A 26,530-nucleotide genomic window follows, 5' to 3' on the forward strand; every position below is an offset into this window, starting at 1 on the left:
AATCAACATTTATAAGAATGAAAAAAGCTATTCTCATTATCATTCTGCTGGTTTTTGTAGCTGCAGGATTTTTTGGTTTGAGATTTTATAATAAATATTTAGGAAATAACGTAGAAAAAGACGGTTATGTCCTGATTCCTCATAGAGCAGGTTTTCAGCAGATCCTCGACTCTATTGCTCCTTATATTAAAGACAGGGAATCTTTTGAAGCTGTGGCTAAAGAAAAAGGTCTTGATACCAATTTTAAAGCGGGACGTTATCATATCCAGAGCGGAACAGGAAATAAAAATCTTGTCAATATGATCAAAGCAGGTAACCAGACAGCAAACTCTTTCAGAATCGGAGATTTTGGAGATATGTATCAGATGATCGGTAAGGTGACCAAAAAAACGGAAATCGATTCGTTACATTTTATCAATGATCTGGATGTTGTGGCACAGGAGAAAGGCTATAAAAATGTTGAAGATTTAAAGAAATATTTTTTCATTGATACGTATAATTTCTTCTGGACTGTAAGCCCAAGAGAATTTTTTGCAAAGTTTGAAAATCAGTACAATGATTTCTGGACGAGCGAAAGAAAAAACAAAGAACAGCAGTCTGGCCTTACAAGAGATCAGATCTATGCACTGGCTTCTATTGTTTATAAGGAATCCGGAGGGAAAAAAGATGAAATGAAAACGATTGCCGGACTGTATTTAAACCGTTACAGAAAAGGGATGAAACTTCAGTCTGATCCTACGGTAATCTACGCGATCAATAAGCAGACTAATTTTAAAGAATCTATTAAAAGAGTATTATATAAACATTTGTCTACACCATCACCTTACAACACTTATGCAAACACAGGTATTCCTCCGGGACCAATCTGTGTAGTGGATAAAAATTCGATTGATGCTGTTTTAAATGCAGAAAACAACAATTATATATTTATGTGTGCTGATCCGGCAAGATTCGGATACCATAAGTTTACGGCAAGTGCTGAAGAACATGCAGTGAATGCAAAGGCTTACCAGGACTGGCTCAACTCAAAAAATATAAAATAAGTTTAGAAAGCACCTAGAAATTTACAGTTAGAAAAATAATAAAAATCATAATATTTTGAAGATCAAATTGATATGGATATTCAAAATAGTATGGGTTATCCTTTCACGATTATACAAAAAAATAACCTATGAAGAATAAGACAGAAATTGTCAATATTTTCACCAGAAAAACTTTAGGACTTACGTTAGTACTTTCAGCGGCGGCGATGGCTTTTGCACAGGAGAAGGCTGGAGTTTCAGGGACTATTGTCAACAAAAAAAATCAACCGGTTCCTTATGCCTCTGTAACGTTCAGCAATAAAGTGAGCAAAACATTAAGTGATGCTGTACTCACAGATGAAAAGGGACAGTATAAACTTGAACTTGTACCGGGAGATTATGATATCACAGTAGAAGCTATTGATTACAAAAAGAGTGTAATCAGTAAAAATATTGCAATAGCAGGTAATATCGGGGCATTATCTATAGAGCCAGAAGCGGCTACAACCCTTGATGGAAAAACAAAAGAAATCCAGGGAGTTGTGATCACTGCTTCAGCAGCAAAACCTTATAAAGTAGAACTTGACAAGAAAACATATGATCCTTCACAGGATATCGTGAGTAAAGGAGGAAGTCTTCAGGATGTACTGACCAATGTTCCTTCAGTTTCTGTAGATACAGATGGTACCGTTTCTATGAGAGGAAGTACCAATGTAAAATTTCTGATCAACGGAAAGCCCTCTGCCCTTCTGGGAATAGATGATGGTGCCAATGCCTTACAAAGTATTCCGGCGGATCAGATTGAAAGAATTGAAGTCATTACCAACCCTTCTTCTAAATTTGAAGCAAGTGGAACTTCAGGTATTCTGAATATCATCCTTAAAAAGAACAAAAAAATCGGGTTTAATGGGAGCGTTGTAGGATCTTTAGGGTATTTCCCAAGAACCTCGCTTAATACCAATCTGAGCTGGAGAAAAAATAACTGGACATGGTTTGTAAACGGTGGCGGAGGCTATACGGAAAATAAAACTAAAAATAATTCGGAAACGACTTACCACAATCTTACTTTTCCTGAAATTCTTCCTAATCAGCAGCCTAATGATGTTCTTGCACATCAGCTTCAGAACTCCACCAGTAAAACATATAACAAAAATTATAATGTAAGTGCTGGTTTTGTGTATGATCTGTCTGACAAAACATCAATCAATGTAACAGGATTGGTAAGAACTTTTGAAGGTGACGGAAATGAACTTCTGCAGACGTATGACAGTTTTCACAGATTTTTCAAAGATCCGTCAAATCCAAATGGAACTGCGGGAACATGGCAATTATTAAACCCTTACGGACAAAGAGATTCTAAAACGATATTTAATAACCTTGCCTTTCAGGGAGATGTAGGTCTAGACCACAAATTTGATGATAATGGTCAGAATTTATCAGTATCATTAAGTTTACAGAGAAACAGAAGCAATAATAATGCAGATATTCTTGAGACCAATGATCTGCTTCCGGATGTACAGGATATTACCCGAAGACATTCAGTAAGCAAAACAGTTATTGGAAAAGCAGACTACGAATTACCAATAGGAGAACAGTCTAAGATTGAAGCAGGATATAGATTGGATGTGAATGACAACACTTATAATAATTTTGTAAGCAGTACTTCCAATAATCCTTATATCCCGAACTATAATAACAATACAGATTACAGGGAGATCTTCAATGCTTTCTATTTACAGTTTAAGAGTAAAATCGGAGAAAAATTTGCTTATCAGCTTGGTTTAAGAGATGAACTTTCCAATGTAAAGATCAATTACATCAATCAGAATCCTAATGATCCGCAAATAAATAAAACAAAGAACTACAACAATTTATTTCCGAGTGTATTCTTAAGCTATGATGTATCTAAAAACAATCAGATTTTGGTTAATTATTCCCGTAGAATAGACAGACCGAGATCTTTCTTCATGGTTCCTTTCCCGAATTACAGCAACAGCCAGAATATTTTTGAAGGAAATATAGATCTTAACCCATCGTATGTAGATTCATTTGAAGTAGGATATAATATTACAAGAAAAAAGTTTACGATTAATCCTACCCTATACTACAGACACGCCACTGATGATACTAAAATGTTAGTTTACAGACCTGATGAAAGTCTGGGAGTATTCTATACAAAACCTATCAACCTGGGAAGTGACGACCGTTATGGTTTGGACCTTAACTTTACCTATGATCCTTTTGCGTGGTTAAAAATAATGGGTAGCTTAGACATGTTCGGATATAAAACCACAGGAATTGCATATTATGATGCTCTTGATAAAAATAAGCTGCAGCAAACCCGAAATATGGATTTTACCGGAGACGGTTTCTCTACCAGAGCACGTCTTAATACGACATTTAAACTGGATAAAACGTTAAGTGTACAGTTGCAGGGATTCTATAGAGGAGCACAGAAATCTGCCAACCAGAATACTCAGGACATGTATGCGCTGAACCTTGGTGCTTCCAAAACGATCTGGAAAGGAGACGGAACCATTTCCTTCAATATTCAGGATATTTTCAATACGAGAAGCAGAGAAGTACTTAGTTTCAATGAGGATTACACAAGAAGAAACTATATGCAGTGGCAGCCAAGACAGTTTTCTATTTCTTTAACCTATAGATTTAAGCAGGGTGAAAAAGTAGATCAGCCTAAAAAGAAAAAGGATATCAATTCCAATGCAGCCGGCGACGACCAACAAGGCGGCCCGATGTAATACAACAAAAATCCCGAAAATTACTTTCGGGATTTTTTATTCTTATTTTGCAGATGCAGTTCTGGAGTCTTTTTCTTTTTCAGCTTCATAGATCCTTCTTCTCAGGTCACTGGTGGAAAACCTGTGGTCTCTTTTGTTGTAAAAGATTTCAATTCCTTTTTCTTCACAGTATTTCTTACCTGTAAAGTCTTTGTCCATATAATCATCCCCGATGATTCTTACATCAATCACAAATGACTTTAAAATATCCAGCAGATCTTCTTCTGTATAATAAGGAATGATCTCATCCACAGCATTTACTGCTTTCAGCTGAATATACCTTTCAACGATAGTCTGGCTTGGCTTATTTTTGTTGGGGCGATCGTGGGAAGGGTCGATCTGAAGTCCAACGATTAAATAGTCACATACCGTTTTAGCTTCTTCAAGCATTTTGATATGCCCGGCATGTAATAAGTCAAATGAGGAAAATGTAATCCCTATTCTCTGTGTCTTCATATTAATTTTGAATTAAAACTTCACTGAAATAAATGTTCTTTTAAAAGGATAAAAGACAGAAGATTCAGGGAAGAAGTTTTGTAATTTGTTTATATAATTCGTTTTAAATTGTTCTTTTCTATAGTCAGTAAATCTTCATAACTATAGAAATACTATACATTCCTTGTATTCAAATACTTCTGCCATTCCCAAACCGTTCTTAAAGCTTCTTCCAGAGACGTTTCAGACTTCCAGTTGAGTTCTTTCTCAGCCTTTTCAGCATTGGCATACGCGATAGTGATATCTCCTTCTCTTCTGGCACAGATCTGATACGGCACTTCTACATTATTGGCCTTTTCAAATGCTTTTACTACTTCAAGTACAGATGAACCTTTTCCTGTTCCCAGGTTGTAGGTATCAATCACAGCTTCAGATGAAGAGTCTTCCATCAGTTTTTTTAATGCTGCAACGTGTGCTTTCGCCAGGTCAACAACATAAATATAATCACGAACGGCTGTTCCGTCCTCTGTAGCATAATCATCTCCCCAAATACTCAGTTTCTCACGTACTCCTGAAGCTGTTTGCATCACATAAGGCACCAGGTTATTAGGAACTCCTATTGGCAGTTCTCCGAGTTTTGCAGAAGGATGGGCTCCGATTGGGTTGAAATATCTCAATAACGAAATTTTACGTTGATAGGCATTTGCAAAATCGATAATAATTTGCTCACCCATCTGTTTTGTTTTCCCATACACGCTTTCGGGCACTTTTAGCGGAGTATTTTCATCAATCGGCATTACATCTGCCTGCCCGTATACTGTACAGGATGAACTGAAAATAAAGTTGGAGATTTCTCTTGCTTTAAATTCCTGAAGAATATTAATCAATGAAAACAAATTGTTCTCATAATAATCTACAGGCTTTACCTGACTCTCTCCTACCGCCTTAGAAGCCGCAAAATTGATACATCCATCAATCTGATAGGCATCAAAAACCTGAGTAAGAAGTTCTCTTCTTTTTAGATCAAAAGGATAAAAAGCAACCTTTTTACCTGTAATTTCTTCTATATTTTTTAAAATAAACCTTTCCGTATTGGATAAATCATCTACGATAACTACTTCAAAGCCGCTATTGATAAGTTCCACTACTGTGTGAGAACCAATATATCCAAGTCCTCCCGTAACAAGTATTGCCATTTTATTTTTTAATCTTCGTGTTTTCCTATATTTTCTATTTCGTTTTTCTTTACCTCTTTATCCATATTGTTCAGATAAAGAAGATAAAAAATAATAAAACCTATAACTATTGTATTAAAAGCAATTACAAAGTTGTAATATGAATTATTGGTATAAGTTTTAATGAGGGTATATTCTGCATAACAAACTAAAATAAAGATCATTACTGCAATAAAATTGAGAATAATCTTTGTATACTTCATTTTAAAATAAATAATCCCCCCTGAAATTAAATTTACAATAATGTAAAAAGAGTATTTCAAAATATTTTCAAAAATACTCTCTTTATAGTATTCTGAGTAAGATGAGGAATTATAGGAATTCAATGTATTTATTACATAGATTGAATATAATCCTACGATAAAAAGATGAAACCCTAAAAAGAATTTATATTTCCTTCCTTTTAAAAAAAATTCCGTCATAGTTATTTTTATCCCATAAACTCAAGAACAGCATCTGTAATATACTTCAGTTGTTCTTCGTCTAATTCTGTATGCATTGGTAAAGAAATTACCTGATCCAGCAGCTTGTCTGTATTCACAAAGTCTGCATCATTACTTTCCTGGAAGTACGCTTTCTGCTTTCTTAGGGCCACCGGATAATAGATCATTGCAGGGATTTCTTTTTCCGTCAAAAACTTTTGAAGCTCGTTACGTTTTCCGTTCAGAATTCTTAAAGTATACTGGTGGAATACGTGAGTAGAATTTTCAGCTCTTTTCGGAGTCAGAATATTCGGGTTTGCTTCAAATGCTTCATCATAAAAATCTGCTGCTCTTTTTCTTGCTTCGTTGTAAGAATCAAGGTGAGGAAGTTTTTTTCTTAAAACTGCAGCCTGAATACTGTCCAGACGGGAGTTTACTCCTACCTCATCATGGTAATATCTTTCGTACATTCCGTGGTTTACAATTCCTCTCAAACGGTGTGCTAATTCATCGTTGTTGGTAAAAATAGCTCCGCCATCTCCGTAGCATCCTAGGTTTTTTGAAGGAAAGAAAGAAGTTGTGCCCACTGTAGACATTGTTCCTGCCTGTTTTACAGTTCCGTCAGAGAATGTATATTCTGAACCGATTGCCTGAGCGTTGTCTTCAATAACATATAGATTGTGCTCTTCAGCAATTTTCAAAATTTCTTCCATATTGGCACACTGTCCGAAAATGTGTACCGGAATAATCGCTTTTGTTCTTGGCGTAATCGCTTTCTTAATCTGCTCTGTAGAAATAGTGAATGTATCATAATCTACATCTACCAGTACAGATTTTAGCTTAAGCAGGTGAATTACTTCTACCGTTGCAGCAAAAGTAAAATCAGCGGTGATGATCTCATCTCCTTCTTTCAGATCCAGGGCCATTAAGGCAATCTGTAATGCATCTGTACCATTGGCACACGGAATCACATGTTTTACTTCTAAATAAGACTCCAATTCATTCTGGAAAGACTTTACTTCAGGTCCGTTAATAAACGCTGCAGAGTCCATTACATTCAAAACAGCATTGTCTACATCATTCTTTATTTTGTAATACTGACTTTGCAAGTCAACCATCTGAATTTTTTTCATATAATAAATATTTCTGTAAAAATAAGGAATTTAATATCCTATCAAAAATTTTATTGATTTTGTTTTTATCTTTATACAAAATAATCTTATGAAAAAACTTTTACTCTTTTGTTTCCTAACGGGTTATCTTAATGTCTCTGCTCAGACAGAACTTGTGTTTGTTTTCTTTACAGATAAGCCCAACAAAGCTGCATTTTATGCCAACCCGCTTTCTGAACTCAGCCAGAAATCACTCAACAGGCGTACAGCGTTAGGAATTCCTCTTAACGATCAGGATGCCCCTATTGAACAGTCTTACCTTCAGAATCTTCAAAATTTAGGATTTACCGTTACAGATTATTCAAAATGGCTCAACGGAGCGGCAGTTAATGCTACTCCTGTTCAAAAAACGTTGCTGCAGGCTCAAACCTTTGTTTTATCTGTTGAAAGTTTTGCCAGAAACAGTTCAACCACCGTAAAAACAGTCCCCGTAAAATGGAAAGATGATGCAAGTCTTGATAAAATACTTACCAATTTTAATTATGGCTCCGGTGCCGGCCAGATAGACCAGGTCAATATCCGGCCACTTCATCTTGCAGGGTATACCGGAACAGGGGTTTCTATAGCCGTCATTGATGCCGGATTTCCAACGGTGAATACCGGAACTGCTTTTTCAAGATTATGGAACGGTAATCATATAAAAGCATCCTATGATTTTGTTACTAAAACCGGAGATATTTACAATACAGCGCTCAGCCCTCATGGTTCTGTTGTGTTAGGAGCTATCGGCGGGTATCTGGAAAATATATTTGTGGGCGCTGCTCCTGATGCTGATTTTTATCTCTACCGAAGTGAAAATGCCACTGTAGAAGTTCCTGAAGAGGAATTATACTGGATTGAGGCTGCCGAGGAAGCAGACAGAAAAGGGGTAGAAATCATCACCTCATCACTGGGATATAATGTTTTTGATGAGAGCCGTTACAATTATACTTATGCCAATATGAACGGAAGTACTTCTTTCATTGCCCGTGGTGCGGGTATTGCAGCTGAAAAAGGAATTTTTGTACTCGCTGCTGCCGGAAATTCCGGGTTGCAGCCATGGCATTATCTGATGACTCCGTCTGATAATGCTAAAGTATTCTCTATCGGGTCTGTAGATTCTGCCGGAAATGCATCCGGATTTTCTTCTTTCGGACCGAACTCTCTTGGAGTGGTAAAACCTGACGGAAGTACTCAAGGAACCGCTACAACTACAGTGTATGATAATGCGACTACAGTTGTGAATGGAACATCAATCTCTACTCCTATCGCAGCAGGAGGTGTGGCATGTCTTATCCAGGCATTTCCAACAATGGACAGAGAGCAGATGAGGGCAAAGCTAAGACAAACGGCTTCGCTTTATCCTGCCCATTCAGATCAGACAGGATTTGGTATTCTTAATTTTGGAAGCTTATACAACCTTGTTCTGAATACTTCCGAAATCGTAAAAAAAGAAAAGTTTTCCCTATTCCCAAATCCTGCTACAAACATTCTGAATGTAGCATCAGAGCAGGAAGTTCTGTCTTTGGAAATTTATGATAATCTGGGAAGACTGATCAGACAAAGCAGCCATCAGAAATCTATAAAAGTGGAGGATTTTGCCAAAGGAACTTATTATCTAAAAATTCAGTTGAAGGATAAGGTTTACTATGAGAAATTCTTAAAACAATAAAAGTTTTTGTCTCTCGCAGATTGAGCAGATTTGATATTGTATTTAATGTATTGAATATGCGAGGGAAAATCTTCTAAAACTTTTTATACTGTATTTTGGCTAAAGCCGATGGATTGGCGAATAAAAAAAGAATGGGCTAAAGCCCATTCCTATTGATATATTTGTACATAGTGTACAAAACGTTTGTTTAAAAAACAACTTAAGCAGAGTTTCTGCTCGCGTTAATATTTCCAAAGAGTGATCTTGTTACCAATTTTTCATAGGCTTCTTTATTGCCCTCTCCTTTTTGTATTTTCATCAAGGCATATTGTTGAATGCTCAGTAATGGAAGCACAATCTTTTCACGGATCTTCACCGATTTTCTGGACAGAGGATCTTCTTCCTGAAGCATTTTGAAACCAGTCAGCTCCAGCATGATTTCTCTTGAAAGCTCATACTCATCAAAAAGAATATTCCAGAATGCACCAAACTTCGGGTTGCTTTTAATATAATAAGTCAATGGGAAATAAGATTTGTTCATACTCATCATGGAGTTCAACACTAAAGTCTTAAAGAAATCTGAACCTTTATACAGTTCTCTTACTTCTTCAAACCTTCCCTGCTCTTTCATCTTTTGCATGGCATACCCAAAGCCAAAGAATCCGGGAACATTCTGCTTCAATTGTGACCATGAACCTACAAACGGAATAGCTCTCAGATCTTCAAATTTAAGTTCGCTTCCGTTTCCTCTTTTTGAAGGACGGCTTCCGATATTTGTTTTTCCATAATATTCAAGGGTGCTCATCTCCTGAAGGTAGGGAACAAACATAGGATGGGCCTTTAAATCTGAATATTTTCCATAGCTGATATCCGCCAATTCAATGATCAAGGTTCTTTCTTTTTCCGTAAGCTCTTTTTTTGCATTTTTAAATACATCGTTTTCCACACCGGCTGTCAGAAGCTGTTCAAAATTATATTTTGCCTGTTCTTTATTTCCAAAAATACTGGTAATGGTCTGCCCCTGGATTGTAAGTTCAATTTTATTATTAGCAATAGTTTTTCCCTGAGAAGCATAGAAATCGTGGGTTTTTCCTCCTCCTCTGGCTGGCGGTCCGCCTCTGCCATCAAAGAATACAACTTTAATATTCTTCTGCTCAGAAAGTTTAGTCAATACTTCTTTTGCTTTATAAATTTCCCAGTTGGCTTTTAAATATCCGCCATCTTTGGTTCCGTCAGAAAATCCAAGCATAATGGTCTGCTGGTTTCCTCTTTTTTCCAGATGTTTTTTGTAGACAGGATTATGATAGAGTTCATTCATTACATTTTCGGCATTGGCAAGACCTTCCATCGTTTCAAAAAGTGGCACAATATCCATATTGATATCTTCATCTTTATATCCGCAAACTTTAAAGAATGCATACACATTCATTACATCTTTCACCGCATCGGAATTGGAAATAATATAGCGGTTCATTCCCCTTAATCCGTTCAGATTCTGAATATCTGTAACCTGTGAAACCGTTAACAATGTATCTTTTACAATATCTTCAAAATCTTCAGCGTTTACCGTTTCTGAAATCTGAATCAGCGTATTGAATTTCTGCTCGTAATCAGCCTCTTCATTTCCTGATACTTTCGCAAAAACCTCATCAATTACTTTCTGATGAATCCTGCTGTCCTGTCGGATATCCAGCGTCGCAAAGTGAGTTCCAAAGATCATCACACGATCCCTGAAATTAGCCAGAAGATCTAAAAACAAAGAGTTATGTTCATTGACTAATATTTTTTCGGCTTCTGCAGCTTTCTTTAAAATATCTTCAGCTGTAATGCTTTTCCCATCAAAAATGGCTGCATACAACTCTTCACTTAATTGGGTTAAAACTTCAGAAACCCCTCTGAAACTCAATCTTCTTCTGATGAATTTCAAATGGCTGTAATAGGACTTCAGAATTGCTGAACGAAGCTCTTCTGCTACCCTTTTTGTTACATCTGCTGTCACAAACGGATTTCCATCCCTGTCTCCTCCAGGCCAGAATCCAAGCTGAATAATATCTTCATGAAGATGAAAATGCCCGTTTCCGAAAGTCTTTTTGATCTTTGTAAACAATTCGCCAATGGTATCATAATACACATATCTCAGGTATGAAATGATACTCAAAGCTTCATCTATAGGAGTAGGTTTTTCTTTGTTGACAAAAGGGGTCTTCCCCAATTGCTGCAACAACATATCAATCTGAGTAACGGAATCACTCGTAATAGCTCCTCTTAGGTCCTGAATGATCCTTTGTACTGAACTTGGATAAAACTGCGTAGGGTGCGCTGTAAACACCACCTTTACACTGAAATCTTTTAGTTTTTCGCGTACTTTTTCAATTTTATGATCCTGAAAAGAGCGTTCAAAAAGATTGGTTACGGTACCGCTGTCACTTTCAGAGTGAAGATTGGGAAAAGCAGCATCTTCAATACTGTCAAACAAAACTACCTGTCTTTCTATATACTGAATGATCTTGAAAAGCAGTTCCAGTTTCTGCTCCTCGGTCTGAAGATCGGTATGGTTTTTAAAAAATTCTTCGACGATGTTTTCGGGAGTTTTTCCTGCTTCATAGCCGGTTCTGCTTTCTTCGTAAAGAAACGGAAGCAGCATTCCGATATTCGTCATTTTATCATAAGGCAGGCTCATAAATAATGAATTGTAGATCTGGAACTTATTTTCCACGATCTGCCTGAATTTTTCTGCGCGTTGGTCGTGTATCATAGTAACAAATGTAAGTGATTTTAGAATGAGTTGGATTGACAAATGACAAAAATTAAGGCCAAAATGCAAAAAAATAATAGTAATTTTACTCGTACAACATCCATAATCCATGAAAAAAATATTTACTTTTTTACTCTTAGCAATTCTGTTCATCTCTTGTGAAAAAGATTGTTACAATCCACCACTACCCATTATTTTTGAATTCGTAGATTCCAATAATGAGAATGTTATTGCCAATGGGACATTGACCACCTATTCAGTTCAGGATGAAAACAATGTGAATGTAGAATTAACCAAAACATCCGACAACAAGGTTATTGTAGAAAATGTAGGCGCCTATAACGGAACAAAAAAGTATAAATTTTATTCTAATATTAAAAACCTAGATTTTTCAATAGAGTCTTCAGAATTTAAAGGAGCTTGTGATGGCTATCAAATCAATAAACTGACTTTTACAGGTATAGATATTGATGTAACTGATGAAAAAGGATATTATAAAATTGTATTGGAATAATTCTCTTTACATTTGCCCAGAAAAACACTTTCTCTATGAAAATTATCATCGCTTTTTCCCTGATTCTTCCCAATCTGTTTTTTGGCCAGATCAAGGTTTCTGATGATTATAAAAAAATTCCAGATATCCTTGATACGGTAGATTATCTCTATCCTTTTATTGTTCCTGATAAAGACTATGCCTACTGGCGGGTGCTCAGCAATGACACTGATTATGAAAAAGCAGTGATCTATGAAAGCCAGGCTCCTGACTTTATGACCATCAACGAACCTTTTCCTGAAAGAGGTTTTTTCCAGAAATGTATAGGCAACAACTGCTTTTCATACATTCTTGCATGCAAAAATGAAAGATCAGTTTATTTTTCCAGTGAACAGCAGTTAAGAGATTTTATCGGAACCGTGGATAATCTTCCTGAAGCTATTTTGATGGCAAAGACCTATGGTTATTCGGTTGATACCAGCACCCGTTTTACCGGAGCTTATAAAATTGAAGACCGTCATATTTCTATGTATCTTATGCAGTCTAAGGGCTGTCCGGCTGTAAAAGAGTCTTTTTTTGTGAAGATCAACAGAAAAAATGGAAAGTTGGAAGCAAAGAGCAATGGAATCTATGCAAAAGATGAAAACTGCAGCCCATTATAACTTAGTTGAAAAGTACCAAGGCGCAAGGAATATAAAAAGGAATATTATCAATAGTTCCAGAACCATTAGTAGCCATAGCTTTCATAAAATATAATAATAGCAATTTTAAAATTTCGTTAACTCAATTTTCCTTTTCCATTCCGTAAATTTGGGTAAAATAAATTTAGAATAATGCTTAATTTCGAGTTTAAAAATCCAACAAAAATACTTTTCGGGAAAGGTGAAATCGCTAAAATTTCAAAAGAAATTCCTAAAGACGCCAGAATATTAATGATTTACGGTGGCGGGAGCATCAAAAACAATGGTGTTTACGATCAGGTAAAAGAGGCTTTAAAAGATCATGAAGTATATGAATTTGGCGGGGTTCCTGCCAATCCTGAATACGAAGTCTTAATCAATGCTTTAAGCTTTATTAAAGAAAAAAATATCACTTACCTTCTTGCTGTTGGCGGCGGATCTGTGATTGACGGAACGAAGTTTATTTCTGCAGCAGCTCATTATGCTGGTGAGCCATGGGATATCCTTAGAAATTCGGTAAGAACTTTTGAGGGAGAAGGAATGCCGTTCGGAAGTATTTTAACACTGCCTGCAACCGGTTCAGAAATGAATTCAGGCTATGTTATTTCAAGAAGAGAAACCAATGAAAAATTATCTTCCGGAGGCCCTGGGCTTTTCCCACAGTTTTCTGTATTGGATCCGGAAGTGATCAGATCTATTCCAAAAAACCAAATTGTGAATGGAATTACAGATGCTTATACTCACGTGCTGGAACAATACATGACGGCTCCTTCTTCTGCTGATCTTCAGGAAAGAATTGCAGAAAGCATTCTGATCAGCCTTCAGGAAACGGCTCCAAAAGTATTGGCTGATGATTTCAACTATGATGCTGCCGGAAACTTTATGTGGTGCTGTACAATGGCACTAAACGGACTGATCCAGAAAGGAGTGATCACAGACTGGGCAGTACACGCAATGGGGCACGAGCTGACTGCTTATTTCGGTATTGATCATGCAAGAACACTGGCAATTATTGCTCCATCCCACTACCGTTACAATTTTGATGATAAAAAAGGAAAACTGGCACAATATGCAGAGAGAGTCTGGGGAATAAAAGACGGAAGTGTAGAAGAAAAAGCAGAACTGGGAATCAAAAAAATGGAAGAATTCTTCCACAGCCTTCACATCAAAACCAAACTTTCTGAATATACAGAAGACTTTAAAGGAACAGCTGAAAAGGTTGAAAAAGCCTTTACAGACAGAAACTGGCTGGGTCTTGGAGAGTATAAAAAACTGACTCCGCAGGATGCTTATAAAATTGTAGAGATGAGCTATTAGAAGTTCAAAATTTTAAAATTTAAGGTTTAAAGTTTACTGAGCCTTTTAAGTTTTAACTGAAGCCAGAGTGGCAAATAATTATACGGGAAGCGGGTTTTAGCCCGCTTCTTTTGATTTCATATGATATTAATGAGTTTGTTACAGGCTCTTTCAATCAATTTCTTATTCTTTTAATGGCTTTGTACGCTTGAAAATACTGATTTCTCTCTCAAAATTATTCAATTTACAAACATTCGTTTAAAAAATCATTATTTCATTATAGATATTTCAAATTTATTTATATTTTAGCATATTCTTAAATTTTGTGAAAATGAAAAAACAGCTACTTTTATTTGCCTTTTCTGCCTTGGCACTTACTTCTTGTAAAGATGACAATCTTGAAGCTTACGATATGGATATCATGAAGGGAGATTGGAAGGAAGTTAAAAGGGAAGTAATTTCCGGAAAAGATAATAAAACAGTGCTTTATACTGAGACATTAACTGGATGTGCAGCCAAAAATACTCTTTTCTTAAGAACAGACTATTATGTGAGCTATACAGCCTATACAGGAGAAGGTGCTGACTGTACTGCATCTCCAAAAACCGAAGGAAGATATACTTATGATGCAGATTCAAAGGTTATAGGAATTAAGTTGGGTGAAGAAGAATCACCTATCACGTACAGAATTGATGTTTTGACGGGTAAAGATCTTAAACTTGCTCAGCAATCCGGAATTTTTGATATGGATGGAGATAAAATTCCTGATATCCCTTACGTTACTTACAAAAGATAAATCATAAAACTCCCGCTAATCGGGAGTTTTTTATTACTTTTATATCTAATTTAAAACTGAATATAATGAAGAAGATTCTATCAGCATTTCTATTGCTGTGCTTTACTATTGCCTTTTCTCAGGAAAAAAAACCAATGTTCTGGCAGGACATTCAGGAATTCAAAAAACAGGATCAGCAAAACCCGCCGCCAAAGGATGCCATTCTATTTCTGGGAAGCTCGTCATTTACAAAGTGGACTGATATAGCAGATTATTTTCCTGATAAAAAAATCATCAACAGAGGATTTGGAGGGTCGAGGCTTACAGACCTTAATGATTTTGCGGAGGATCTTTTAGCTCCTTATCAGCCTAAACAGATCATTATTTACTGTGGTGAAAACGATTTTGCAGACAACCATCAGCTAAAAGCAAAAGTAGTGGTTAACAGATACAAAGCTTTTTATAAAAAAATACGTGAAAGATTTCCTAATATTGAAGTTGATTATATCTCTATCAAGTACTCTCCAAGCAGAGAAGTGATCTGGCCACAGATGAAAATTGCCAACAAGAAGATCGCTGCATTTATGAAAAAAGAACCCAATGCTGAATTCATTGATGTGACTAAAGCAATGGAAGATGCTAATGGAAATGTAAGGAAAGATATTTTTGTGGAAGATATGCTTCATTTTAAACCGGAAGGATATAAAATCTGGACTAAAGTGATCACTCCTTACCTGAAATAAACTACAACCCATGATAAAAAAACCAATAACCATTTTATTTTTCATTTTATTGTATTCTCTTTCATTTTCTCAGGAGAAACCCAATGAAAAAACAGTCCTTCAGGAACTTTCAGAAAACGCCTGTAAATGTGCTGATTCTATTCATTTGTCAAACAGGAAGAAGGAAGATATCATAAAAGATGTTCATGAATGCATTGACAAATACACCGGAGCACTCCAAATATCTACTCTTTTGAAAGGAGCAGAAAAACAATCTGAAAATGCACCTAAAGTAAACGGAAAAAAGCAGATTAACCTGACTTTTGATCCCAATAAAAATTCACCGCAGTACAGAGACAGCTATAATGAGCTTGAACGTTATCTGATGCAAAACTGCGAAAGTGTGCAAAGGGCTACCAAAACTACTGAAACCAGTTATGACAAGTTCTCAAAAAATGATGCAGCCGTTGACTTTTATGAAAAAGCCGTTGATGCGGGAAAAGCTGAAAACTGGAAGGAAGCTATTCAAAATTATGAACAGGCGGTAAAGATTGATCCAAAATTCATTTATGCCTGGGATAATCTGGGAATTTCCTATAGAAGAATCGGGGAATATGATAAGGCTCTTAATGCTTATAAACAGTCATTGGCTGCTGATCCGAAAGGTAAAATGCCTTTACAGAATATAGCAATAACATATGTTTATAAAAAGGAATATCAGAAAGCTATTGATGCCTATAACGATTTTGATAAAGTATATCCCGGTGATCCGGAAGTTTATTATGGAATGGGACAGGTCTACTTTACCCATATGAAGAATAATGAGAAAGGTCTGGATAATATCTGTAAAGCCTACAGGATTTATTCCGAGCAAAAGTCGCCTTACCGATCGGATGCTGAAAAAATGATAGGATATATTTACAAGAGTATGAAAGAAGAAGGCAAAACAGATAAGTTTAAAGAAATTTTAAAAAACAACAATATTCAATTCGATTAAAAATAGAAAACGATTCCTGTATCAGGAATCGTTTTCTATTTTATTTATTTCTTTCTTTTTGATTTCGATATTGCTTTCTGCTGGGCTCTGTTAGCTCCAAATTTCTTAGGTACTTTTCTTTTGGAAGGGCCACCCCAGTTTTCTTTTGTATTTTTAGCTTTCTTCTCATGGAATGCTCCTCCTCCATCATTCAGTTTTACCTGTGCAGGATTTTTCATAATAACCTGATCTTCTTCATCAGCAATCTTTTTAGGATTGATTTTAACTTCTTCCGGGAAATCATTAAATTTCAATTCTTTATCCATCAACAGCTCAATATCAAGAATCAAAGGTTCTTCTTTTTTAGTTACAAAAGTAACCGCTTTTCCTTCTTTGTCTGCTCTACCTGTTCTACCGATTCTGTGAATGTACTGCTCAGGAATATCCGGCGTTTCAAAGTTGATAACATGTGTAACATTGGAAATATCAAGACCTCTTGCCATTACATCTGTAGTAATCAAACCTCTCACCTCCTCATTTTCAAAGCTTTTCATAGCCTTAAGTCTGTAGTTCTGAGATTTATTAGAGTGAATCACGTCAAACTGTCCAGGGAAAAGCTCATCAATTTTAGTGAAAAGCAGATCGGCATGTCTTTTATTATTATTAAAAATCAAGACCTTAGACATATCTGTATCGTTCTTCAGCAAATACTCAAGTAAATTGATCTTAGTATTGAAGTTTTCTACTTTATAGGCAGTCTGTTCAATTTTTTCAAGCGGTGTTCCGGATTTTGCCAATGAAATTTCAATCGGGCTTGCAAAATATACATCCAGCATTTCATCTACCGCCTCCGTCATGGTTGCAGAGAAAAGGATGTTTTGTCGCTTTGCCTTCATCATTTCAAAAATATGAGTAAGCTGCGGTCTGAAACCTAAATTAAGCATCTCATCAAATTCATCAATGACTAATTTCTGAACTTCTTTAAGAGAGATAGCGTTGTCTATGGAAAGGTCCATCACTCTTCCTGGAGTTCCTACCAAAATATCACAACCATCATTGAACAATAGTTTTTGAGTATTGATATTTTTTCCTCCGTATATTCCGATTACTCTTGCAGTAATATTTTCTGTCAGTTTCTCAAGGATTTCAGTTACCTGTACCACCAATTCTCTTGTAGGAACAAGCACCAAAACAGTTGGATTTCCTGTCTTGCTGTATTTCCATGTTTTCAGAACGGGTAAAAGATAAGCTAATGTTTTTCCAGTTCCAGTCTGCGCAATTCCCATTACATCTCTTCCTGAAAGTATAGGTTTCAAGCTCTTCTCCTGAATAGGCGTAGGTTCAAATAATTCCAAATCCGCTAAAACATCAAGAATTTTAACCGGCAGGTCAAAATCTGCAAAAGTGAGTTTTTCCATTTTGCAAAGATAGGTATTTAATTAGAAGTTAAAAATTAGAGGTAAGGAATTGGTCAATAGTGAATTTTGCTTCGCAAGAGAATTGTCAATTTTCCTGAAGACAAAAAAACAAAAAACTCTAGTTATCCGGAAAATAACTGATTAACTAGCAACCAGCAACAAATTAACTCTTTAATTTACTTTTATACTATTGACTTTGATTTTTATATCGTCGTCTTCCCATTTGCTGGAGGTAACAATAACATATCCTTTCCTTTTCGGATCTTTTTTAATGGGGAATTTATCTTCTTCCCACTGATTGCAATGCGTTGAAATAGATGGCAATAATGGTTTCCAGCCTGTTTTACTTAAAGTATATACATAAAACGGATGCCAGCAGCTGGTACACCAGTTCGGATAAAAACCTATCTCCTCTTTCCCGTCTCCATTAAGATCTCCCAGATTATACAGACTTCCCTGATTGGCTGGTGAAATCGTTATAGGCTTAATATTTTTATCACTGAAGTAAATCGTTGTTTCGCACTTTCCTTCACATTCGTCACCACAGTCACTCACTTTTGTATAGACATATTCTTTGGTTCCGTTTCCGTCAAAATCTCCCTGAATATTCTCTGTATTGGCTTCCTGGGCCATACAATATGAGCTTAATAAGGTGATCGCTGTTATGATAAGTGTTTTCATGGTGGGTTTGGGTTTTTAGATTTGAGATTCGAGGTTCGAGGTTCGGGGTATGGGATTCATGATTTGGGGTGCCGTGCGAGATTTATAATTTTTATTTTTAAGTTCTGTTTTTACTTTCTTGTCACTCTCAGCAAAAGTATTAAAACTAAAATGACTGAAAAAACAAAACCCAACACCGCTACTAAAGACAGTTCTCCTATTCTCGGACCTGATTCTGAACTAAAAACGATGGCTGTTGCAATGATATTTGCCCCTAAGATCATGGCCAGAATCAAATTGACCACACTGGATTTGATCAGCTGGTTGGTTTTGTCTATATTTTTGATCTCACTGGAAACCGTAAATTTATTTTCATCCAGCTTTTGAAGAACAGAACGGAGCTCTTTCGGAATTTCATCCACATTATCCGTGAAATTCATCATCCTGTCCATTCCTGTTTTTAAAAGGTTCTTAGGATTTATTTTTTTGGTGAAAATCTTTTTCGTGTAAGGATGAAGACTTTTAACGATATCCAGATCAGGATTAATACTCCTTCCGACGCCTTCTATTAAGCTGATCCCTTTGAATAGAAGATAGAAATAATCCGGCATATAAAGCCTGTTATCCTTTAAAATATCCTTCATCTTGTTGATGATCACCTGTACATTAATATCCTGCAATGATGAGCTGTGAACAAAATTTAAGATATCTTCTACATCATTTTCAAACCGTCTTTCATCCGGTATTTCGTAGCTTATGGCCATTTTTTTGAGTGACCGGACAATTTTATGGGAGTTTTTGGCTACAAAACTTACGATAAGATTTTCAAGAATTTCTTTATCATTAGGCTGAATTTTCCCTACTGCTCCGAAGTCTATGAAGACTATTTTACCGTCTTTTTTCACTAAAATATTGCCGGCATGAGGATCTGCATGGAAGAATCCATAATCCAGGATCTGTGATACAAACAGCCTTAATCCTGCTTCGGAAACTTTTACAGGGTCAATACCATTTGCCAGAAGCACTGATTTGTCTGTAACCTTTATCCCGTCTATGAACTCCATACAAAGAATATTGTTGTTGGAAAATTCTTCGTAGACTTTAGGAACATATGTTTCTTTATTGTTCTTAAAGTTCAGACGGAACTGTAGTATATTGTTCCTTTCGTTAGTCAGGGAAACTTCTTCCAGTAAAGATTTTTCAAAAGTGGAAATAGCCTGTTTCAGATTGAGTTTTTCTCCTATTTCCGAATAGGCGGATATCAGCTTTTCAATATCTTTAATTAAAAGCAAATCATCTTCAATGACTGACTGTACATCGGGTTTTCTTAATTTTAAAATTACCGGGCTTCCATCATTTAAAACAGCTTTATAAACCTGGGCAATAGAGGCCGTCGCCAAAGGTTCTTTCTGTATCTCACGGAAATAATCTTTCACGGAGATATTAAACTCACTTTCCAGCGCTTCCTCTACATCCATATCTATGGTCTCCACCTTATCCTGAAGTTTCTGAAGCTCCTGAATCAATTCCGGCGGCAATAAGTCTTCCCTGTTACTGAATGTCTGGCCCAATTTTACAAAAGTAGGTCCCAGTTCTTCAAGAGCCAGTCTTATTCTTTCATAAACGGTTCCTTTTGAAATAATCTCGTCTGAACCGGAAGTGTCTTCCTGCTTATTTCCTCCATTCATCCTTGCCAGCATATCTTTGAATCCATATTTACTCAATACGGAAATCAGTCTTGCGGATCTTTTCAGTTTTCTTTGCTGCTTATCAAACATAATATATCAATAGTAGGTGCAATTTACTCCAAAAATTGTTCCTTTATAAAAAGAATTATTACAATCACATCAACACGGAAAATTAAAAACAACAACACGTAATCAGCGTTTTAAAGAATAAAATACATCAATAACAACAAAAAACATCATATATCATAAAAATTAATATATTTACAGCGTACAAATAAAACAAACCAAAAGTATTAGAACATGAAAAATTTACGTAACAACAAACTTTCAAGAGAGCAATTAAAAGGGATTGCAGGAAGCGGAATCATTATCGGAAACTGCTCCAACCAATGTTGTCCTACAGACGGAAGACCAAGATGTCCAAAATTGATCTGCCCTGCTGTAGTATGTCCTCAGTACATGTAACCAGTCCACTCAAAGAAAATTTTAGGTAAAATAAAAACAGAATGCAAATGCATTCTGTTTTGTTATTTAAGATAGGTATCATAGAGGTCTCTTCTGCGGTCTTTCATCACCTGAACAGAGCCGTTATGATGAAGATCTTTCAATAAGTTCAGGTCTACATCCACTATCAGAGTCATTTCTGTATTGGGGGTAGCTTCTCCTTTTACAGCATTGGATGGAAAGGCAAAATCTGAAGGGGTAAATACGGCGGCCTGCCCAAACTGGATATCCATATTGTTTACCTTCGGAAGATTACCTACACAACCGGCAATGGCTACATAACATTCATTTTCAATGGCTCTTGCTGCAGCACAGTGGCGCACTCTCATGTAGGCATTCTGGGTATCCGTCAGATAGGGAACAAAAAGGATCTTCATCCCCTGATCGGCAAGAATTCTTGGTAATTCCGGGAATTCAACGTCATAGCAGATCACAAGTCCTATTTTACCACAGTCGGTATCAAAAACTTTGATTTCATTTCCGCCTTTCATTCCATAGTATCTCTTCTCGTTTGGGGTAATGTGAATTTTTCGGTATTCGTCCACCCGCCCATCGCGGTGCAAAAGATAGCTGACATTATACAAATCATTATTATCATGATCAAAAACAGGCATACTTCCGGAAATAATATTCACATTATAGCTGATGGCCAGCTCTGAAATTTTCTTTTTGATTTCTTCAGTAAGTTTTGCCAGTTCTATCATACTGTCTCTTTCGGAAAGATTGTTGAAAGGAGCCAGCAGAGGTGTGTTAAAGAGTTCAGGGAAAAGAACAAAATCGGATTTATAATCTCCCATAACATTCACGAAAAACTCCACCTGTTCATAAAAAGCATCTATATCTTTGAAATGCCTCATCTGCCATTGCACTAATCCAAGGCGGATAATGCTATCCTGCATAGTATTTGGTTTTCTGCTGTAATAGATGTTGTTCCATTGTAAAAGAACTGCATTTTCTCTTGATGCTTCATCTTCAGGAAGATATTTTTTCAGGATTCTTATCGGAAGAAAGTTATTGGAAAGCTGGAAAGACAATACCGGATCATAGATCTCTTTATCTCTTACTTTTCTGATGTATTCTCTTGGAGAAAATTCGTGGCTGTATTTGTGATAATTCGGAATTCTACCGCCCAGAACAATAGATTTCAGGTTTAATAATTCACACAATTCTTTTCGGGCATCATACAGTCTTCTTCCCAAACGCAGTTCACGAAACTCCGGGTCTACAAAAACTTCGATTCCGTACAGGACATTTCCCGTGGAAGTATGGGTATTGAAGGTATAATTTCCGGTAATATCGCTGTAGGTATGATCATCTCCAAATTCTTCATAATTGACAATAATGGAAAGCGCTACAGCAGCCAGTTTACCGTCTACTGTAATACAAATCTGACCATTAGGGAACATTTTTGTAAGCTTATCAATACTTTTTTTGGACCAAATGGACTCCGACATTTGCGGGTAGGCCCTTTTCATCGTTTCCGCCAGTTCATCATAATCCTGAAGAGTCAGGTTTCTTGTTTCTATTTGCATTTGATGTAATTTTACTTAAATTTAGTGAAAATATTTTACTTAAATCCTTATAGAAAAGTACTTTCCAACTATTTACACAAAATTTAACAGTGGATATTACCGAAACTTTACGAACAGCAGTTCATTCAAATAATTACTGGAAACATTCTGATTTCAGCTCTGTAATGGAGGTACTTTCATTTCATTATGACATTAATATAGAAATGGATACAGAAAAAATTACGGCTCTACACTTAGGAAATAAAACCATCGGATATATCTGTTTGAATTATCCTCTGATTTTTATAGAAAGTCAATATGCTTTACAAGTAAAAAATCTTCTTCATACTTTTCAGGATATAGAATACATTATGGTCAATACTCTATCTAATCCATATCTGTCTGTAGATCCTGATATTTATAATACTTATTTTGATTTTATGGAAAATTTGAATGCTTTTTCTGCTGAAGATTTTTATTTTTACAACGTAAATTAAAAAGAAAATAATATTAATATTTTATTAGCTGGTGAAGCCATACGCAGTAACCTTACTCATAAGTATCTCAATTATCTTTATTTTAAGAATTTTTTATGCAGACACATCAGTCAATGTTTCACATAATTTAAACTTGTTTTCAGCATCTGAAATAGATCCTCAGGAAACCAAAAGGTTAGTTTATTTTTATTTAATAGGATCGGGATTATTAAATTATCTTATTTTCCATAAGCATATACTATTCAAGCTGATATATTGTGTATTAATTATGATAAATATTATACTTATCATTTTTTCATTGAAACAGTTTTAGTAGAAAATACTGCCTGAAAAGACAGGATTTTATCATAAATTATGGAAGAATTGCTTTATCAAAAAATTCAGGAATACGATACTGAAATGAAAAACTTTGAAATTTCATTTACTAATCGTCCTTTATTACTAGATAACTTAATTAGTTTATATAGGTTCAGAAATGAAATAGCCAGAAGTGAAGATGTAAAAAAACTAACACAACAAATTCATGATGATTTCTGTCTAATCAAACAGCAATCTCATGAAAATATTAAGTTTGTCATTGCAAGGTATAATGAAGTAAGTAGAATGTTCTTTTTCAGTGAGGATTATTCTAAAATTTTCTCAGATTTTATATTTTAACAAAAAAATCCCACCCAAAGCGGGCAGGATTTGTATTATTAATTCAAATCAAAGATTATTCCCACTCAATCGTTGCAGGTGGTTTGCTTGAAATATCGTAAGCTACTCTGTTGATTCCTCTTACTTCGTTGATGATTCTGCTGGAAACAGTATCTAAGAACTCGTAAGGAAGTCTGCTCCATGTTGCCGTCATAAAGTCGATGGTATTGGCAGAACGAACTACAGCAGTGTATTCGTAAGTTCTTTCATCTCCCATTACTCCTACAGATTTTACCGGAAGAAGTACTACAAATGCCTGAGATACTTTTTCATAAAGGTCGTTTTTGTATAATTCTTCGATGAAGATATCATCTGCCTCCTGAAGGATTCTTACTTTCTCAGCATCTACAGCGCCCAATACTCTGATTCCTAATCCAGGACCTGGAAAAGGGTGTCTGTATACCATGTGGTGAGGAATACCTAATTCTTCTCCTACTCTTCTTACTTCGTCCTTGAAAAGCTCTCTTAACGGCTCTAATAACTCGAATTCCATATCTTCAGGAAGTCCTCCAACATTGTGGTGAGACTTGATTACTGCAGATGGTCCGTTTACAGACTGGCTTTCAATAACGTCAGGATAAATGGTTCCCTGAGCTAAGAATTTAGCCCCTTCAATTTTATGAGATTCTTCATCAAATACATGAATAAATTCGTTTCCAATGATTTTTCTTTTTGCTTCAGGATCGTCAACACCAGCTAATTTTGTAAGGAATCTTTCCTGAGCATCTACCATTTTAATGTTCATATGGAAATGCTCTCCATACTGATCCATTACTTTTTTGCCTTCATCCTTTCTCAATAATCCTGTATCTACAAAGATACAAGTCAACTGATCGCCGATTGCTTTGTGGATCAAAACAGCAGCTACAGAAGAGTCTACACCACCTGAAAGCCCAAGGATCACTTTGTTGTCTCCTACTTTCTCACGGATTTCCTCAACTGTCTTTTCTATATAGTTAGTCAGTTTCCAGTTTTTCTCTGAGTTACAGATTCCGAAAACGAAATTTTCAAGCATTTTCCCTCCTTCTTCAGTATGAGATACTTCCGGGTGGAACTGAACACAGTAGATTTTACTTTCTTCATTAGCGATAGAAGCAATTACTCCTGATTTTGCATTCAATTCAAAACCTGCAGGCAATTCTCCTACTTCGTCAAAGTGGCTCATCCAAACTACAGAGTTCTGAGTAACTCCTTTCAACAAAGAGCTTTCTTTTACGATCTCAAGGTTTGCTTTACCATATTCTCCTTTTTCTCCTTTATTTACTTTCCCTCCTAAAAGGTGAGCCGTCATCTGCATTCCGTAGCAGATTCCCAATACAGGAACTCCCTGTTCGTATAATTCTTTTTCAACCAGGTGAGCGTTTTCTGCATTTACAGAGCTTGGTCCACCGGAAAGGATAATTCCTTTTGGCTGTTTTGCTAAAATATCTTGTAATGGTGTATTGTAAGGTAAGATCTCAGAATATACACCCATCTCACGGATTCTTCTTCCGATAAGCTGGTTGTACTGGGATCCGAAATCTAAAATAATAATACCGTTGTTCATTTTGAATTATGATTTATAAATTATAAATAATGAGGATTCTTTTGATTGTTTAATTGTATTAGAGTTTCACGATACTTTTAAGATTCCTAAGGAATGACAAAGCCTGTATCATATCTGTTAATCAAAATATTCACTCAAAAACTGTTTCAGCAATTTATTTAGGTTTGGGCTAAAGCCAATTCTATCGCTATTTTTTTATAATCAATCGGGCTAAAGCCCGATCCTATTGATGGAATATAAAACCTAGAAAACCCACGGCTTATTGCTAAAGCCTATTGTTTATTCAAACGTTTTACAAAAAAAGACTTGGAATGGCTCCAAATCTTTTTTCGTGATTTTTATTAAAATTTTCCGATGTCGTCTCTGTAGAAGCCGTAATCGAAATGTACATGACTTGCATCTTCGTAAACCTTTTTGCGGGCATCTTCAAAAGTAGCACCTGTGGCTACAATGTTCAGAACTCTGCCTCCGTTGGAAACCACTTTGTCTCCTTTACTGATAGCTCCTGCATATAAAAGTTTACTATGTTTCAGCTTATCTTCTCCTGTAATTTCGAAACCTGTTTCGATGTTTCTTGGATAACCTCCTGAACACATTACAAGACAAACTGCTTTTTCGTCTTTAAATTTAAGCTCAATGTCTTTTCCTTCCATACAATCCTGGATCACATCCAAAAGATTGTTTTCCATAAGCGCCATCAATACCTGAGTTTCAGGATCTCCGAATCTCATGTTGTATTCCAGAAGGTAAGCTCCGTTTTTTGTAACCATCAATCCGAAGAAAATGATTCCCTTAAATCCGAAACCTTCAGCTTTAAGACCTTTAATAGTGGGTTCTAAGATATTTTTCTCAAAATCTGCATAGTGCTCCTGAGTAAATTCCGGGCTTGGTGCTATAGAACCCATACCTCCTGTATTAGGCCCTGTATCTCCGTTTCCGGCTTTTTTATAATCTTTTGCCGCTACACATGGGAACAATTTATCTCCATTAGAGAAAGCAATGATAGACGCTTCAAAACCTTGTAAATATTCTTCAATAACTAAACGGATCCCTGCATCTCCATAGATTCTTCTGATCATGAAGTCGTGGATAGTAGCTTCAGCTTCTTCAAGGTTGTCACAAATAACAACACCTTTTCCACCTGCCAAACCACTAGCTTTGATTACCAAAGGATATTGCTGTGTCTGCACATATTCTTTAGCATCGTTGTATGAATCAAAAACTACCGCCTTAGCTGTTTTGATATCATAGGTCTGCATAAATTTCTTAGAGAAAGCCTTACTTCCTTCAAGGCTTGCAACTTTCTGAGTAGGACCGAAAACTTTAAGATCGTGTTTTTTAAATTCATCCTTAATACCCGCTACAAGAGGAGCTTCCGGACCTACGATCGTAAGATCAATCTTTTCTTTAATTGCGAAATCTCTAAGTTCTTTAATTTCCGATAAATGAACATTTTTCCCTATTACATCGGTAGTAGCATTCCCGTTGGCAAAAAACATTTTAGAAATTCTTGAGTCATTCTGAAGCTTTGCCGCTAAAGCAGATTCTCTACCGCCTTCACCTATGATTAATATTCTCATACTTTATATTATTATCTAG

23 protein-coding genes are annotated in these 26,530 nt (G+C 36.0%); 12 read left to right on the top strand and 11 right to left on the bottom strand.

The annotated features are described in order from the left end of the window. Positions 1-17: 17 nt before the first annotated feature. Both mltG and FW781_RS13640 read left to right on the top strand, forming a co-directional pair. Positions 18-1,043, top strand: coding sequence for an endolytic transglycosylase MltG (gene mltG / locus FW781_RS13635; protein WP_149387925.1), 1,026 nt, complete (start codon positions 18-20; stop codon positions 1,041-1,043). A 128-nt stretch (positions 1,044-1,171) separates the two neighbouring features. Then, positions 1,172-3,781 carry a TonB-dependent receptor domain-containing protein gene (locus tag FW781_RS13640; protein ID WP_149387926.1) on the top strand — a complete coding sequence of 870 codons (2,610 nt, stop codon included), beginning with the start codon at positions 1,172-1,174 and terminating at the stop codon, positions 3,779-3,781. A 42-nt stretch (positions 3,782-3,823) separates the two neighbouring features. On the opposite strand, the gene FW781_RS13645 is transcribed toward FW781_RS13640, so the two are convergent. The 4 genes from FW781_RS13645 to FW781_RS13660 all read right to left on the bottom strand — a co-directional run bounded on the left by FW781_RS13645 (position 3,824) and on the right by FW781_RS13660 (position 7,045). Then, positions 3,824-4,276: an adenylyltransferase/cytidyltransferase family protein gene (locus FW781_RS13645; protein ID WP_149387927.1), complete on the bottom strand. Its 453-nt coding sequence runs from the start codon at positions 4,274-4,276 to the stop codon at positions 3,824-3,826. 152 nt (positions 4,277-4,428) lie between these two features. Next, positions 4,429-5,451, bottom strand: a complete 1,023-nt coding sequence (galE, locus tag FW781_RS13650) for a UDP-glucose 4-epimerase GalE (protein ID WP_149387928.1) — start codon at positions 5,449-5,451, stop codon at positions 4,429-4,431. Positions 5,452-5,459: 8 nt separating this feature from the next. Then, on the bottom strand, positions 5,460-5,693 hold the full coding sequence (locus FW781_RS22455; protein WP_172625727.1) for a hypothetical protein: 234 nt from the start codon (positions 5,691-5,693) through the stop codon (positions 5,460-5,462). Between the two features lie 227 nt (positions 5,694-5,920). Beyond that, entirely contained in the window at positions 5,921-7,045 is a 1,125-nt protein-coding gene (locus FW781_RS13660; protein ID WP_142716303.1) for a DegT/DnrJ/EryC1/StrS family aminotransferase, read from the bottom strand. An 88-nt stretch (positions 7,046-7,133) separates the two neighbouring features. Between FW781_RS13660 and FW781_RS13665 the strand changes: the two genes are divergently transcribed. Further along, entirely contained in the window at positions 7,134-8,735 is a 1,602-nt protein-coding gene (locus FW781_RS13665; protein ID WP_149387930.1) for a S8 family peptidase, read from the top strand. A 199-nt stretch (positions 8,736-8,934) separates the two neighbouring features. Here FW781_RS13665 and FW781_RS13670 read toward each other — a convergent pair whose 3' ends face one another. Continuing rightward, positions 8,935-11,469, bottom strand: coding sequence for a phosphoenolpyruvate carboxylase (locus tag FW781_RS13670; protein WP_149387931.1), 2,535 nt, complete (start codon positions 11,467-11,469; stop codon positions 8,935-8,937). Positions 11,470-11,578: 109 nt separating this feature from the next. On the opposite strand from FW781_RS13670, the gene FW781_RS13675 reads away from it, so the two are divergent. The 6 genes from FW781_RS13675 (at position 11,579) to FW781_RS13700 (ending at position 16,432) form a co-directional block, all read left to right on the top strand. After that, positions 11,579-11,983 (top strand): hypothetical protein, encoded by a 405-nt coding sequence (locus tag FW781_RS13675; RefSeq protein WP_149387932.1) that lies wholly within the window; start codon positions 11,579-11,581, stop codon positions 11,981-11,983. A gap of 35 nt (positions 11,984-12,018) precedes the next feature. Next, a complete protein-coding gene (locus tag FW781_RS13680) occupies positions 12,019-12,624 on the top strand; it encodes a hypothetical protein (RefSeq protein ID WP_149387933.1) in 606 nt (201 codons plus the stop codon). 171 nt (positions 12,625-12,795) lie between these two features. Beyond that, positions 12,796-13,959 (top strand): iron-containing alcohol dehydrogenase, encoded by a 1,164-nt coding sequence (locus tag FW781_RS13685; RefSeq protein ID WP_149387934.1) that lies wholly within the window; start codon positions 12,796-12,798, stop codon positions 13,957-13,959. 310 nt (positions 13,960-14,269) lie between these two features. Further along, positions 14,270-14,734 (top strand): lipocalin-like domain-containing protein, encoded by a 465-nt coding sequence (locus FW781_RS13690; RefSeq protein ID WP_149387935.1) that lies wholly within the window; start codon positions 14,270-14,272, stop codon positions 14,732-14,734. 65 nt (positions 14,735-14,799) lie between these two features. Next, positions 14,800-15,456, top strand: a complete 657-nt coding sequence (locus tag FW781_RS13695; protein WP_149387936.1) for a GDSL-type esterase/lipase family protein — start codon at positions 14,800-14,802, stop codon at positions 15,454-15,456. Positions 15,457-15,466: 10 nt separating this feature from the next. Then, on the top strand, positions 15,467-16,432 hold the full coding sequence (locus FW781_RS13700; protein WP_149387937.1) for a tetratricopeptide repeat protein: 966 nt from the start codon (positions 15,467-15,469) through the stop codon (positions 16,430-16,432). Positions 16,433-16,476: 44 nt separating this feature from the next. Here the strand turns inward: FW781_RS13700 and FW781_RS13705 are convergent, their stop codons facing one another. The 3 genes from FW781_RS13705 to FW781_RS13715 form a co-directional block, all read right to left on the bottom strand. Continuing rightward, a complete protein-coding gene (locus FW781_RS13705; RefSeq protein ID WP_149387938.1) occupies positions 16,477-17,829 on the bottom strand; it encodes a DEAD/DEAH box helicase in 1,353 nt (450 codons plus the stop codon). 171 nt (positions 17,830-18,000) lie between these two features. Further along, positions 18,001-18,510: a hypothetical protein gene (locus FW781_RS13710; RefSeq protein WP_228720201.1), complete on the bottom strand. Its 510-nt coding sequence runs from the start codon at positions 18,508-18,510 to the stop codon at positions 18,001-18,003. A 110-nt stretch (positions 18,511-18,620) separates the two neighbouring features. Next, on the bottom strand, positions 18,621-20,267 hold the full coding sequence (locus tag FW781_RS13715) for an ABC1 kinase family protein (RefSeq protein ID WP_149387939.1): 1,647 nt from the start codon (positions 20,265-20,267) through the stop codon (positions 18,621-18,623). A 210-nt stretch (positions 20,268-20,477) separates the two neighbouring features. On the opposite strand from FW781_RS13715, the gene FW781_RS22460 reads away from it, so the two are divergent. After that, complete coding sequence (locus FW781_RS22460) at positions 20,478-20,642, top strand: hypothetical protein (protein WP_167510741.1); 165 nt, start codon at positions 20,478-20,480, stop codon at positions 20,640-20,642. Positions 20,643-20,704: 62 nt separating this feature from the next. On the opposite strand, the gene FW781_RS13720 is transcribed toward FW781_RS22460, so the two are convergent. Then, positions 20,705-22,213, bottom strand: coding sequence for a carbon-nitrogen hydrolase family protein (locus tag FW781_RS13720; protein WP_149387940.1), 1,509 nt, complete (start codon positions 22,211-22,213; stop codon positions 20,705-20,707). 89 nt (positions 22,214-22,302) lie between these two features. On the opposite strand from FW781_RS13720, the gene FW781_RS13725 reads away from it, so the two are divergent. Then, positions 22,303-22,689, top strand: a complete 387-nt coding sequence (locus tag FW781_RS13725; protein ID WP_149387941.1) for a hypothetical protein — start codon at positions 22,303-22,305, stop codon at positions 22,687-22,689. 354 nt (positions 22,690-23,043) lie between these two features. Beyond that, a complete protein-coding gene (locus FW781_RS13730) occupies positions 23,044-23,346 on the top strand; it encodes a hypothetical protein (protein WP_149387942.1) in 303 nt (100 codons plus the stop codon). 55 nt (positions 23,347-23,401) lie between these two features. On the opposite strand, the gene guaA is transcribed toward FW781_RS13730, so the two are convergent. Next, on the bottom strand, positions 23,402-24,931 hold the full coding sequence (gene guaA / locus FW781_RS13735) for a glutamine-hydrolyzing GMP synthase (protein ID WP_149387943.1): 1,530 nt from the start codon (positions 24,929-24,931) through the stop codon (positions 23,402-23,404). A 341-nt stretch (positions 24,932-25,272) separates the two neighbouring features. Further along, complete coding sequence (gene purD / locus FW781_RS13740; protein WP_149387944.1) at positions 25,273-26,511, bottom strand: phosphoribosylamine--glycine ligase; 1,239 nt, start codon at positions 26,509-26,511, stop codon at positions 25,273-25,275. Positions 26,512-26,530: the final 19 nt, after the last annotated feature.

This window comes from Chryseobacterium panacisoli (genome assembly GCF_008274625.1).
GTDB lineage: Bacteria > Bacteroidota > Bacteroidia > Flavobacteriales > Weeksellaceae > Chryseobacterium > Chryseobacterium panacisoli.

Bases quoted from the DNA above. Each gene is read 5' to 3' on its own strand.
- FW781_RS13640 (WP_149387926.1), top strand. From the start codon at position 1,172: ATGAAGAATAAGACAGAAATTGTCAATATTTTCACCAGAAAAACTTTA.
- FW781_RS13665 (WP_149387930.1), top strand. From the start codon at position 7,134: ATGAAAAAACTTTTACTCTTTTGTTTCCTAACGGGTTATCTTAATGTC.
- FW781_RS13695 (WP_149387936.1), top strand. From the start codon at position 14,800: ATGAAGAAGATTCTATCAGCATTTCTATTGCTGTGCTTTACTATTGCC.
- FW781_RS13710 (WP_228720201.1), bottom strand. From the start codon at position 18,510: ATGAAAACACTTATCATAACAGCGATCACCTTATTAAGCTCATATTGT.
- FW781_RS13705 (WP_149387938.1), bottom strand. From the start codon at position 17,829: ATGGAAAAACTCACTTTTGCAGATTTTGACCTGCCGGTTAAAATTCTT.
- FW781_RS22460 (WP_167510741.1), top strand. From the start codon at position 20,478: ATGAAAAATTTACGTAACAACAAACTTTCAAGAGAGCAATTAAAAGGG.
- mltG (WP_149387925.1), top strand. From the start codon at position 18: ATGAAAAAAGCTATTCTCATTATCATTCTGCTGGTTTTTGTAGCTGCA.
- FW781_RS13675 (WP_149387932.1), top strand. From the start codon at position 11,579: ATGAAAAAAATATTTACTTTTTTACTCTTAGCAATTCTGTTCATCTCT.
- guaA (WP_149387943.1), bottom strand. From the start codon at position 24,931: ATGAACAACGGTATTATTATTTTAGATTTCGGATCCCAGTACAACCAG.
- FW781_RS13730 (WP_149387942.1), top strand. From the start codon at position 23,044: ATGGAAGAATTGCTTTATCAAAAAATTCAGGAATACGATACTGAAATG.
- FW781_RS13660 (WP_142716303.1), bottom strand. From the start codon at position 7,045: ATGAAAAAAATTCAGATGGTTGACTTGCAAAGTCAGTATTACAAAATA.
- FW781_RS13670 (WP_149387931.1), bottom strand. From the start codon at position 11,469: ATGATACACGACCAACGCGCAGAAAAATTCAGGCAGATCGTGGAAAAT.
- FW781_RS22455 (WP_172625727.1), bottom strand. From the start codon at position 5,693: ATGAAGTATACAAAGATTATTCTCAATTTTATTGCAGTAATGATCTTT.
- FW781_RS13700 (WP_149387937.1), top strand. From the start codon at position 15,467: ATGATAAAAAAACCAATAACCATTTTATTTTTCATTTTATTGTATTCT.
- FW781_RS13720 (WP_149387940.1), bottom strand. From the start codon at position 22,213: ATGCAAATAGAAACAAGAAACCTGACTCTTCAGGATTATGATGAACTG.
- FW781_RS13645 (WP_149387927.1), bottom strand. From the start codon at position 4,276: ATGAAGACACAGAGAATAGGGATTACATTTTCCTCATTTGACTTATTA.
- FW781_RS13680 (WP_149387933.1), top strand. From the start codon at position 12,019: ATGAAAATTATCATCGCTTTTTCCCTGATTCTTCCCAATCTGTTTTTT.
- galE (WP_149387928.1), bottom strand. From the start codon at position 5,451: ATGGCAATACTTGTTACGGGAGGACTTGGATATATTGGTTCTCACACA.
- FW781_RS13715 (WP_149387939.1), bottom strand. From the start codon at position 20,267: ATGTTTGATAAGCAGCAAAGAAAACTGAAAAGATCCGCAAGACTGATT.
- purD (WP_149387944.1), bottom strand. From the start codon at position 26,511: ATGAGAATATTAATCATAGGTGAAGGCGGTAGAGAATCTGCTTTAGCG.
- FW781_RS13690 (WP_149387935.1), top strand. From the start codon at position 14,270: ATGAAAAAACAGCTACTTTTATTTGCCTTTTCTGCCTTGGCACTTACT.
- FW781_RS13685 (WP_149387934.1), top strand. From the start codon at position 12,796: ATGCTTAATTTCGAGTTTAAAAATCCAACAAAAATACTTTTCGGGAAA.